This window comes from Rathayibacter sp. AY2B7 (assembly GCF_002931635.1).
Classification (GTDB): domain Bacteria; phylum Actinomycetota; class Actinomycetes; order Actinomycetales; family Microbacteriaceae; genus Rathayibacter.
Window position 1 is genome coordinate 1 of record NZ_PSUC01000110.1, and the last position, 10,795, is coordinate 10,795.

Consider the following 10,795-nt stretch of genomic DNA (forward strand, 5'->3'; position numbering starts at 1 on the left):
CTCCGTTCCGGATCATCCGCGCGGCCCTCCCCCACCTGCCCGCGGGCGCCACCATCATCAACACGGCGTCGGCGGAGGCGCACAAGCCCGCCCCCGACCGCCTCGACTACGCGATGACGAAGGGCGCGATCAACAACCTCTCGAAGGGCCTCGCGCAGCAGCTCGCCGCGAAGGGCATCCGCGTGAACGTCGTGGCGCCCGGCCCGACGTGGACCGCCCTGCAGGTGAGCGGCGGCGTCGACCCCGAGAGCCTGCCCGACTTCGGCTCCAGCGAGTCGCCGATGGGCCGTGCCGCCCAGCCCGCCGAGCAGGCCCCGGCCTACGTGTTCCTCGCGTCCGCCGAGTCGAGCTTCGTCGCCGGCGAGACCCTCAACGTGAACGGCGGCATGGTCTCGCCCTGACCCGCCGCGCCGCCGGCGCTCGCTGCTGGACCGCCGAGACGCCTCCGTCCTGCTCGAGACACGGGCTCGCGTCAACCCTCTCCCGAGCGGCGGGGGGCGCGAGGTGCCATGGAGGGACCACCACGAAGGAGCACCATGAGCACCACGACCGTCCTCCCCATCGAGACCTACTCCGACGAGCAGGGCTGGCACAACCGCATCGCCCACGCCCGCGTCCCGCTGAGCCACCACGAGTCGCGCCAGGAGGCGGAGGAGGTCGGCGAGGAGATCGCCGAGCAGCGCGGCGGGGAGCACGTCGTCCTCGGCTGACGGCCGGCGCGGGGCGCGGCATGCCGTGCCCGATCGGGGAACGCGGCCGGCCCGCAGGCGCCCGCTCCGCAGACGCCCCGCCCCGCGCGTAGCGCCCTCGACCCCGCCCGGTCAACCTTCTCGACCTCCCGGCCCCCTCCTCCCTGACGTGGCCCGTCGTGCTCGCTCCCGAGCGCGCGACGAGAGGACGACATGGCCACCACGAGCGACGCCCCCGCGACAGGAGAGGCCGGCGGCACCTCCCTGCGCCGCCGCATCACCGGCCCGCTGCTCTACTCCTTCATCCTCGGCGACGTCCTCGGCGCAGGCATCTACGCCCTCATGGGCACGCTCTCGGCGGAGGTCGGCGGCGCCGTCTGGATGCCCCTCCTGCTCGCGCTCGGCCTCGCGCTGCTGACCGCCGGCTCCTACGCCGAGCTGGTGACGAAGTACCCGAAGGCGGGAGGCGCGGCGGTGTTCGCGCAGCGGGCGTTCAAGCGCCCGATCGTCTCGTTCCTGGTCGGCTTCGCCATGCTCGCGGCCGGAGTGACCAGCGCGGCCGGTCTGTCGCTCGCGTTCGCCGGCGACTACCTCGGCACCTTCCTCGACGTGCCGACCGTGCCGACGGCCATCGTCTTCCTGATCCTCGTCGCGTGCCTCAACGCGCGGGGCGTCGCGGAGTCGCTGCTCAGCAACACGGTGATGACCGTGATCGAGGTCGGCGGCCTGCTGATCGTGATCGGATGCGTCGCGCTGCTCGTGGCGGGCGGAGGCGGCGACCTCGCCCGCACGGTCGAGCTCAGCTCCGAGCAGGCGCCGGCGCTGGCGGTGCTCGGCGCGGCGATCATCGCGTACTACTCCTTCGTCGGCTTCGAGACCTCGGCCACCATCGCCGAGGAGATCCGCGAGCCCAGCCGCGTCTACCCGCGCGCGCTGTTCGGCTCGCTGCTGACGGCCGGCGCGGTGTACGTCCTGGTCGGCCTCGCGAGCTCGATCGCGCTGCCCGCCGACGAGCTGTCCGGATCCTCCGCCCCGCTGCTCGACGTCGTGACGGCGAGCGGAGCCGGAGTGCCGGCGTGGCTGTTCAGCCTGATCGCGCTCGTCGCGGTCGCCAACGGAGCACTGCTGACGATGATCATGGCGAGCCGCGTCACCTACGGCATGGCGAAGGACGGCCTCCTCCCGGACGTGCTCGGCCGCATGCTGCCGAAGCGCCGGACGCCGTGGTTGGCCATCGCGGTGACCACGCTGGCGGCGTATATCATGACCCTGGTCAGCGATCTGGCGACCCTCGCCGAGACCGTGGTGCTGCTGCTCCTGCTGGTGTTCATCAGCACGAACGTCTCGGTGCTCGTGCTGCGGCGCGACAAGGTCGAGCACGACCACTTCCGCGTGTGGACGGCGATCCCCGTGCTCGGCATCGCCTCGTGCGTGCTGCTCCTCAGCCAGCAGGACCCGATCGTCTGGCTCTACGCCGGGATCCTCCTCGTGGTCGGAGTCCTCGTGCACCTGGCGACCCGCCGCTCGTCCCGCCGCACCGCCTGATCCGACGGGGGACGGGCCGGCCGCACCATCCGACCGTCCTCCCCCGGCCGAGCCTCGCTCGCCCCGTGACCGGTCAAGCCCCTGGGCGGACGGCCGTCCGAGGCGTGGGATGGAGGGAACGGAAGGAGCACGAATGACCGACACACCCTCCCGCGAGGAGCTGCCGCTCCCCGACTGGAACGACATCCCGCTCGGCACGCTCGCGGAGCGCATCCGCCCGCTCGACGAGGCCGGCCTCGGCGCGCTGCTCGCCTACGAGGAGGCGCACGGGCACCGCCTGCCGGTGACGACGATCCTGCACTCGCGACTCGAGCAGCTGCGCGGGGGAGCGGAGCCGGCAGGCAGCGTGCCGGAGTCGCTGCCCGAGGTGTCCCGCTCGTCGTCCGGATCGCCGGTCTCACCGGCGACGTCCGGTCCGCCGATCAACCCGCCCTCGCACGGAGTGCCGACGAACCCGGCTCAGCCGCGCTGACGGCGGCGGGCGGAGTCGCGGTCGCGCCGGCTCCGCTCCCGCCGCGCGCTGCTCAGGGCCTGCCCAGCGCGCGCGGGCAGACTGTCCGGAGCCGATGACGGCGACCGGACGAGGGAGCAGTACCCGGAACGCGACAAGACTGACTCGTAGGAGCTGTCATGTCCTGGATCGTCCTCATCCTCTCCGGTGTCCTCGAGGCCGTGTGGGCCACCGCCCTCGGCAAGTCGGAGGGGTTCACGCGGCTCGGCCCGTCGGTCGTCTTCGGGGTGGGCGACGTCGCGAGTATGGCCGGCCTCGCCTACGCGATGCGCGAGCTGCCCACCGGCACCGCGTACGCGGTCTGGGTCGGGATCGGCGCTGCGCTCACCGTGCTCTACGGCATGTTCTTCGGCCGCGAGGGCTTCTCGCTCGTGCGCACGCTACTGGTCCTCGGGATCGTCGGCTGCGTCGTCGGCCTGAAGCTCGTGCACTGAACCGGGGCCCCGTCCTCTCCTCCGCGAGAGCCGCTCCCGTACGCGACACGCCGACGGAGGCGCACCGGACTGGCATCTCGCCGAGGGTCCGAGGCCGGTGGTTGCAGGACGCCGCGTGTTCCACCTAGGCTCGGCGCATCAGGGGAGAACGATCGTTCTACGGTTCTCCCCGCCCCCAAGGAGGACTCATGCCCACTCGTACCGCACGCACCGCCTGGAACGGCTCGCGCGAGCCCGGCGAGGGCCAGGTCGAGCTCTCGAGCTCGAAGATCGGCACCTACGACGTCTCGTTCCCCAAGCGCGCCGCCGACGACGCCAACGGCTCGACCAGCCCCGAGGAGCTCCTCGCGGCCGCCCACTCCGCCTGCTACGCGATGCAGTTCTCGGCCGTCCTCGGCCAGGCCGGCGGCACCGTCGAGGCGCTCGACGTCCGCGCCGACGTCTCGCTCGGCCCGGACTCGGCCGGCGGATTCAAGCTCACCGGCATCAAGCTCGTCGTGAGCGGCGAGGTCTCCGGCATCGACGAGGCCGCCTTCCTCAAGGCCGCCGACGAGGCCAAGGAGACCTGTCCCGTCAGCAAGGCGCTCACCGGGGTCGACATCACGCTCGACGCCACCTTCGAGGGCTGAGCCCCTCCGCACGTCCCGAGCACCCCGGCGCGCATCGCGGCGGGGTGCTCGTGCGTCCGGCGCGGCCGCGGAGCGGCCTGTGGAGACCCCCGCCCCCACCGGCCGCCCGGCGCCCCCTGTCGTCAGACCGCCGCCGGCGCGTAGCGGAAGCCGGCGCCGAGGTGCTCCTCCGGCAGCCGGTCGCCGCGGCCGTGCAGCTTCTGGCGGAGGCTGCCCTCGACGTACTCCTCCGGGTACGCGCCGCGGCGGCGCAGCTCCGGCACGATGAACTCCACCACGTCCTCGAAGGTGCCGGGCGTGATCGCGTAGGCGAGGTTGAACCCGTCCACGTCGGTCTCCTCGACCCACTCCTGCAGGTGATCGGCCACCTCTGCGGGCGAGCCGACGACGAACGGGCCGAGCCCGCCGATCACGCTGAGCTTGGCGATGTCGCGGACCTTCCACTCCGAGCCGTCCTCGTTCGCCTCCTGGAAGTTGGCGACGGCCGACTGGATCGCGTTGCTCTTCACGTTGCCGATCGGCTCGTCGAGGTCGTACTGCGACAGGTCGATGCCCATCCAGCCCGACATGAAGACCAGCGCCCCCTCCTCGCTCCCGTAGGAGAGGTAGTCGCGGTGCTTCTCGTGCGCGGCCTCGCTGGTCTCGGCGGTGATGATCGTGAGCAGCGTGTAGATCTTCGCGGAGTAGCGGTCGCGGCCGGCCGCCTCGAGGGCGTCGCGGATGCGCGAGACGGTCGCCTTCAGGCCGGCCTTCGTCGAGGACGCGACGAAGATCGCCTCCGCGTTGCCCGCCGCGAAGCGGATGCCGCGCGGCGACGCTCCCGCCTGGTAGATGACGGGGGTCCGCTGCACCGACGGCTCCGAGAGGTGGATGCCGGGGACGGTGAAGTTCTTGCCGCGGTGCCCGATCTCGTGCACCTTCGCCGGGTCGGTGAACACGCCGGACTCGCGGTCGCGGACGACCGCGTCGTCCTCCCACGACCCCTCCCAGAGCTTGTAGAGCACCTCGAGGTACTCGTCGGCGACGTCGTAGCGGTCGTCGTGCTCGAGCTGGTCCTCGTGGCCCATGTTGCGGGCGGCGCTGGGGAGGTAGCCGGTGACGACGTTCCAGCCCACGCGGCCCTTCGTCAGGTGGTCGAGCGTCGACATGCGCCGCGCGAACGGGTACGGGTGCTCGTAGGCGGTGCCCGCGGTGATGCCGAAGCCGAGGTGCTCGGTCGCGGCGGCCATCGCCGAGACGAGGAGGATCGGGTCGTTGACGGGGACCTGCGCGCCGTGGCGGATCGCCGCCTCGTTCGAGCCGCCGTAGACGTCGTAGGTGCCGAGCACGTCGGCGATGAAGATCCCGTCGAACGTGCCGCGCTCGAGCAGCTTCGCCAGGTCGGTCCAGTACGAGAGGTCCTTGTACCGCCAGGACTGGTCCTGGGGGTGGCGCCACATGCCCGAGGACTGGTGGGCGACGCAGTTCATGTCGAAGGCGTTGAAGCGGATCTGGCGGGTCATGGAGTCGATAGTGCCCAGCGGAGCCGCGAACGGGTACCGAGCGCGACGCACGGCGTCACAAAGCGACGCCCGTCGAGAGCGGGGAGCCTCTCGAGGTGGTCCCCTGCGGACGAGGTGCCGTGCCGTGCGTCGCGCTCGGTACCCGTTCGCGGCTCCGCTGGGCACTATCGACTCCATGACCCGCCAGATCCGCTTCAACGCCTTCGACATGAACTGCGTCGCCCACCAGTCCTCGGGCATGTGGCGCCACCCCCAGGACCAGTCCTGGCGGTACAAGGACCTCTCGTACTGGACCGACCTGGCGAAGCTGCTCGAGCGCGGCACGTTCGACGGGATCTTCATCGCCGACGTGCTCGGCACCTACGACGTCTACGGCGGCTCGAACGAGGCGGCGATCCGCCACGGCGCGCAGGTCCCCGTCAACGACCCGATCCTCCTCGTCTCGGCGATGGCCGCCGCGACCGAGCACCTCGGCTTCGGCATCACCGCGGGCACCGCCTACGAGCACCCGTACCCGTTCGCGCGGCGCATGTCGACGCTCGACCACCTGACGAAGGGCCGCGTGGGCTGGAACGTCGTCACCGGCTACCTCCCCAGCGCCGCCCGCAACATGGGCCACGAGGACCAGCTCGAGCACGACGACCGCTACGACGTCGCCGACGAGTACCTCGAGGTGCTCTACAAGCTCTGGGAGGGGTCGTGGGAGGACGACGCGGTCGTCCGCGACCGCGAGTCCGGCGTGTTCACCGACCCGGCGAAGGTGCACGAGATCGGGCACCGCGGCAAGAACTTCACCGTCCCCGGCATCCACCTCTCGGAGCCGTCGGTGCAGCGGACCCCCGTCATCTACCAGGCAGGAGCGTCGCCGCGCCGCATCCGCTTCGCGGCGGGCAACGCGGAGGCGATCTTCGTCGCGTCCTCGACGAAGGCCGGCCTGAAGGCGACCGTCTCGCGCATCCGCGACGCCCTCGAGGCGGCCGGCCGCGACCGCTACTCCGCGAAGATCTACACGCTGCTCACGATCATCACCGCCGAGACCAGCGAGGCCGCGCACGAGAAGCACCGCGACTACCTCTCCTACGGGAGCGAGGAGGGGGCGCTGGTCTTCATGTCGGGCTGGATGGGCATCGACCTGTCGCAGTACGACCTCGACGAGCCGATCGGCAACGTGAAGAGCAACGCGATCCAGTCGGCCGTCGCCAACTTCCAGGAGGCGAACGAGGACGGCTCGGAGTGGAAGGTCCGCGACATCGCCAAGCTCAGCGTGATCGGCGGGCTCGGCCCGTTCGTCGTCGGCTCGCCCGCAGAGGTGGCCGATCACCTGCAGGAGTGGGTCGAGGAGACCGACGTGGACGGGTTCAACCTCGCCTACGCGATCACGCCCGGCACCTTCGAGGACGTGGTGGAGTTCATCGTGCCGGAGCTGCGCCGCCGCGGCGCGTACCCGGAGGAGTACGTCGAGGGCAGCCTCCGCCAGAAGCTGCACGGCCGCGGCGACCGGCTGCCGGAGGAGCACCTCGGCGCCGGCTTCCGCTACGCGCCGGCGGCGGTCTGACGACAGGGGGCGCCGGGCGGCCGGTGGGGGCGGGGGTCTCCACAGGCCGCTCCGCGGCCGCGCCGGACGCACGAGCACCCCGCCGCGATGCGCGCCGGGGTGCTCGGGACGTGCGGAGGGGCTCAGCCCTCGAAGGTGGCGTCGAGCGTGATGTCGACCCCGGTGAGCGCCTTGCTGACGGGACAGGTCTCCTTGGCCTCGTCGGCGGCCTTGAGGAAGGCGGCCTCGTCGATGCCGGAGACCTCGCCGCTCACGACGAGCTTGATGCCGGTGAGCTTGAATCCGCCGGCCGAGTCCGGGCCGAGCGAGACGTCGGCGCGGACGTCGAGCGCCTCGACGGTGCCGCCGGCCTGGCCGAGGACGGCCGAGAACTGCATCGCGTAGCAGGCGGAGTGGGCGGCCGCGAGGAGCTCCTCGGGGCTGGTCGAGCCGTTGGCGTCGTCGGCGGCGCGCTTGGGGAACGAGACGTCGTAGGTGCCGATCTTCGAGCTCGAGAGCTCGACCTGGCCCTCGCCGGTCTCGAGCGAGCCGTTCCAGGCGGTGCGTGCGGTACGAGTGGGCATGAGTCCTCCTTGGGGGCGGGGAGAACCGTAGAACGATCGTTCTCCCCTGATGCGCCGAGCCTAGGTGGAACACGCGGCGTCCTGCAACCACCTGCCTCGGACCCTCGGCGAGATGCCAGTCCGGTTCGCCTCCGTCGGCGTCTCGCTTCCGGGAGCGGCTCTCGCGGACGATAGGACGGGGCCCCGGTTCAGTGCACGAGCTTCAGGCCGACGACGCAGCCGACGATCCCGAGGACCAGCAGCGTGCGCACGAGCGAGAAGCCCTCGCCGCCGAAGAACATGCCGTAGAGCACGGTCAGCGAAGCGCCGATCCCGACCCAGACCGCGTACGCGGTGCCGGTGGGCAGCTCGCGCATCGCGTAGGCGAGGCCGGCCATGCTCGCGACGACGCCGACCCCGAAGACGACCGACGGGCCGAGCCGCGTGAACCCCTCCGACTTGCCGAGGGCGGTGGCCCACACGGCCTCGAGGACACCGGAGAGGATGAGGACGATCCAGGACATGACAGCTCCTACGAGTCAGTCTTGTCGCGTTCCGGGTACTGCTCCCTCGTCCGGTCGCCGTCATCGGCTCCGGACAGTCTGCCCGCGCGCGCTGGGCAGGCCCTGAGCAGCGCGCGGCGGGAGCGGAGCCGGCGCGACCGCGACTCCGCCCGCCGCCGTCAGCGCGGCTGAGCCGGGTTCGTCGGCACTCCGTGCGAGGGCGGGTTGATCGGCGGACCGGACGTCGCCGGTGAGACCGGCGATCCGGACGACGAGCGGGACACCTCGGGCAGCGACTCCGGCACGCTGCCTGCCGGCTCCGCTCCCCCGCGCAGCTGCTCGAGTCGCGAGTGCAGGATCGTCGTCACCGGCAGGCGGTGCCCGTGCGCCTCCTCGTAGGCGAGCAGCGCGCCGAGGCCGGCCTCGTCGAGCGGGCGGATGGGCTCCGCGAGCGTGCCGAGCGGGATGTCGTTCCAGTCGGGGAGCGGCAGCTCCTCGCGGGAGGGTGTGTCGGTCATTCGTGCTCCTTCCGTTCCCTCCATCCCACGCCTCGGACGGCCGTCCGCCCAGGGGCTTGACCGGTCACGGGGCGAGCGAGGCTCGGCCGGGGGAGGAGGGGCGGATGGTGCGCCCGGCCCGACCCCCGTCGGATCAGGCGGTGCGGCGGGACGAGCGGCGGGTCGCCAGGTGCACGAGGACTCCGACCACGAGGAGGATCCCGGCGTAGAGCCAGACGATCGGGTCCTGCTGGCTGAGGAGCAGCACGCACGAGGCGATGCCGAGCACGGGGATCGCCGTCCACACGCGGAAGTGGTCGTGCTCGACCTTGTCGCGCCGCAGCACGAGCACCGATACGTTCGTGCTGATGAACACCAGCAGGAGCAGCAGCACCACGGTCTCGGCGAGGGTCGCCAGATCGCCGACCAGGGTCAGGAGGCACGCCGCCAGCGTGGTCACCGCGATGGCCACCCACGGCGTCCGGCGCTTCGGCAGCACGCGGCCGAGCACGTCCGGGAGGAGGCCGTCCTTCGCCATGCCGTAGGTGACGCGGCTCGCCATGATCATCGTCAGCAGTGCTCCGTTGGCGACCGCGACGAGCGCGATCAGGCTGAACAGCCACGCCGGCACTCCGGCTCCGCTCCCCGTCACGACGTCGAGCAGCGGGGCGGAGGATCCGGACAGCTCGTCGGCGGGCAGCGCGATCGAGCTCGCGAGGCCGACCAGGACGTACACCGCGCCGGCCGTCAGCAGCGAGCCGAACAGCGCGCGCGGGTAGACGCGGCTGGGCTCGCGGATCTCCTCGGCGATGGTGGCCGAGGTCTCGAAGCCGACGAAGGAGTAGTACGCGATGATCGCCGCGCCGAGCACCGCCAGCGCCGGCGCCTGCTCGGAGCTGAGCTCGACCGTGCGGGCGAGGTCGCCGCCTCCGCCCGCCACGAGCAGCGCGACGCATCCGATCACGATCAGCAGGCCGCCGACCTCGATCACGGTCATCACCGTGTTGCTGAGCAGCGACTCCGCGACGCCCCGCGCGTTGAGGCACGCGACGAGGATCAGGAAGACGATGGCCGTCGGCACGGTCGGCACGTCGAGGAAGGTGCCGAGGTAGTCGCCGGCGAACGCGAGCGACAGACCGGCCGCGCTGGTCACTCCGGCCGCGAGCATGGCGAAGCCGACCAGGAACGAGACGATCGGGCGCTTGAACGCCCGCTGCGCGAACACCTCCGCGCCTCCCGCCTTCGGGTACTTCGTCACCAGCTCGGCGTAGGAGCCGGCGGTCAGCAGCGCGAGGCCGAGCGCGAGCAGGAGGGGCATCCAGACGGCGCCGCCGACCTCCGCCGAGAGCGTGCCCATGAGGGCGTAGATGCCTGCGCCGAGGACGTCGCCGAGGATGAAGGAGTAGAGCAGCGGGCCGGTGATGCGGCGGCGCAGGGAGGTGCCGCCGGCCTCTCCTGTCGCGGGGGCGTCGCTCGTGGTGGCCATGTCGTCCTCTCGTCGCGCGCTCGGGAGCGAGCACGACGGGCCACGTCAGGGAGGAGGGGGCCGGGAGGTCGAGAAGGTTGACCGGGCGGGGTCGAGGGCGCTACGCGCGGGGCGGGGCGTCTGCGGAGCGGGCGCCTGCGGGCCGGCCGCGTTCCCCGATCGGGCACGGCATGCCGCGCCCCGCGCCGGCCGTCAGCCGAGGACGACGTGCTCCCCGCCGCGCTGCTCGGCGATCTCCTCGCCGACCTCCTCCGCCTCCTGGCGCGACTCGTGGTGGCTCAGCGGGACGCGGGCGTGGGCGATGCGGTTGTGCCAGCCCTGCTCGTCGGAGTAGGTCTCGATGGGGAGGACGGTCGTGGTGCTCATGGTGCTCCTTCGTGGTGGTCCCTCCATGGCACCTCGCGCCCCCCGCCGCTCGGGAGAGGGTTGACGCGAGCCCGTGTCTCGAGCAGGACGGAGGCGTCTCGGCGGTCCAGCAGCGAGCGCCGGCGGCGCGGCGGGTCAGGGCGAGACCATGCCGCCGTTCACGTTGAGGGTCTCGCCGGCGACGAAGCTCGACTCGGCGGACGCGAGGAACACGTAGGCCGGGGCCTGCTCGGCGGGCTGGGCGGCACGGCCCATCGGCGACTCGCTGGAGCCGAAGTCGGGCAGGCTCTCGGGGTCGACGCCGCCGCTCACCTGCAGGGCGGTCCACGTCGGGCCGGGCGCCACGACGTTCACGCGGATGCCCTTCGCGGCGAGCTGCTGCGCGAGGCCCTTCGAGAGGTTGTTGATCGCGCCCTTCGTCATCGCGTAGTCGAGGCGGTCGGGGGCGGGCTTGTGCGCCTCCGCCGACGCCGTGTTGATGATGGTGGCGCCCGCGGGCAGGTGGGGGAGGGCCGCGCGGATGATCCGGAACGGAG

Annotated in this window: 14 protein-coding genes and 2 riboswitches; of the genes, 7 read left to right on the forward strand and 7 right to left on the reverse strand. The window is 72.1% G+C overall.

From position 1 onward, the window contains the following. The 6 genes from C5C27_RS14665 to C5C27_RS14690 all read left to right on the forward strand — a co-directional run. The coding region (locus C5C27_RS14665; protein ID WP_146079705.1) for an SDR family oxidoreductase at window positions 1-401 on the forward strand (401 nt) is incomplete at its 5' end. A 135-nt stretch (window positions 402-536) separates the two neighbouring features. Further along, entirely contained in the window at window positions 537-710 is a 174-nt protein-coding gene (locus tag C5C27_RS14670; protein ID WP_159940661.1) for a DUF2188 domain-containing protein, read from the forward strand. A 192-nt stretch (window positions 711-902) separates the two neighbouring features. Beyond that, window positions 903-2,234, forward strand: coding sequence for an APC family permease (locus C5C27_RS14675; protein ID WP_104314775.1), 1,332 nt, complete (start codon window positions 903-905; stop codon window positions 2,232-2,234). A gap of 133 nt (window positions 2,235-2,367) precedes the next feature. Further along, a complete protein-coding gene (locus C5C27_RS14680) occupies window positions 2,368-2,706 on the forward strand; it encodes a hypothetical protein (protein WP_104257715.1) in 339 nt (112 codons plus the stop codon). 85 nt (window positions 2,707-2,791) lie between these two features. After that, window positions 2,792-2,855, forward strand: a riboswitch (guanidine-III (ykkC-III) riboswitch). 9 nt (window positions 2,856-2,864) lie between these two features. Next, window positions 2,865-3,179, forward strand: a complete 315-nt coding sequence (locus C5C27_RS14685; RefSeq protein WP_104314776.1) for a multidrug efflux SMR transporter — start codon at window positions 2,865-2,867, stop codon at window positions 3,177-3,179. Between the two features lie 188 nt (window positions 3,180-3,367). Further along, complete coding sequence (locus tag C5C27_RS14690; RefSeq protein ID WP_104314777.1) at window positions 3,368-3,808, forward strand: OsmC family peroxiredoxin; 441 nt, start codon at window positions 3,368-3,370, stop codon at window positions 3,806-3,808. A 122-nt stretch (window positions 3,809-3,930) separates the two neighbouring features. Here the strand turns inward: C5C27_RS14690 and C5C27_RS14695 are convergent, their stop codons facing one another. Next, entirely contained in the window at window positions 3,931-5,310 is a 1,380-nt protein-coding gene (locus C5C27_RS14695) for an LLM class flavin-dependent oxidoreductase (protein ID WP_104247810.1), read from the reverse strand. Between the two features lie 175 nt (window positions 5,311-5,485). On the opposite strand from C5C27_RS14695, the gene C5C27_RS14700 reads away from it, so the two are divergent. Continuing rightward, window positions 5,486-6,865: an LLM class flavin-dependent oxidoreductase gene (locus C5C27_RS14700; RefSeq protein ID WP_104314778.1), complete on the forward strand. Its 1,380-nt coding sequence runs from the start codon at window positions 5,486-5,488 to the stop codon at window positions 6,863-6,865. Between the two features lie 122 nt (window positions 6,866-6,987). Here the strand turns inward: C5C27_RS14700 and C5C27_RS14705 are convergent, their stop codons facing one another. The 6 genes from C5C27_RS14705 to C5C27_RS14730 form a co-directional block, all read right to left on the reverse strand. Further along, window positions 6,988-7,428, reverse strand: a complete 441-nt coding sequence (locus C5C27_RS14705) for an OsmC family peroxiredoxin (protein WP_104247811.1) — start codon at window positions 7,426-7,428, stop codon at window positions 6,988-6,990. Window positions 7,429-7,616: 188 nt separating this feature from the next. Then, window positions 7,617-7,931 carry a multidrug efflux SMR transporter gene (locus C5C27_RS14710; protein WP_104222377.1) on the reverse strand — a complete coding sequence of 105 codons (315 nt, stop codon included), beginning with the start codon at window positions 7,929-7,931 and terminating at the stop codon, window positions 7,617-7,619. 9 nt (window positions 7,932-7,940) lie between these two features. Next, window positions 7,941-8,004: riboswitch (guanidine-III (ykkC-III) riboswitch) on the reverse strand. Window positions 8,005-8,089: 85 nt separating this feature from the next. Beyond that, a complete protein-coding gene (locus C5C27_RS14715) occupies window positions 8,090-8,428 on the reverse strand; it encodes a hypothetical protein (RefSeq protein WP_104314779.1) in 339 nt (112 codons plus the stop codon). 133 nt (window positions 8,429-8,561) lie between these two features. Then, window positions 8,562-9,893 (reverse strand): APC family permease, encoded by a 1,332-nt coding sequence (locus tag C5C27_RS14720; RefSeq protein WP_104314780.1) that lies wholly within the window; start codon window positions 9,891-9,893, stop codon window positions 8,562-8,564. A 192-nt stretch (window positions 9,894-10,085) separates the two neighbouring features. After that, window positions 10,086-10,259 (reverse strand): DUF2188 domain-containing protein, encoded by a 174-nt coding sequence (locus C5C27_RS14725; protein ID WP_159940661.1) that lies wholly within the window; start codon window positions 10,257-10,259, stop codon window positions 10,086-10,088. A gap of 135 nt (window positions 10,260-10,394) precedes the next feature. Further along, the coding region (locus C5C27_RS14730) for an SDR family oxidoreductase (RefSeq protein WP_146079705.1) at window positions 10,395-10,795 on the reverse strand (401 nt) is incomplete at its 5' end.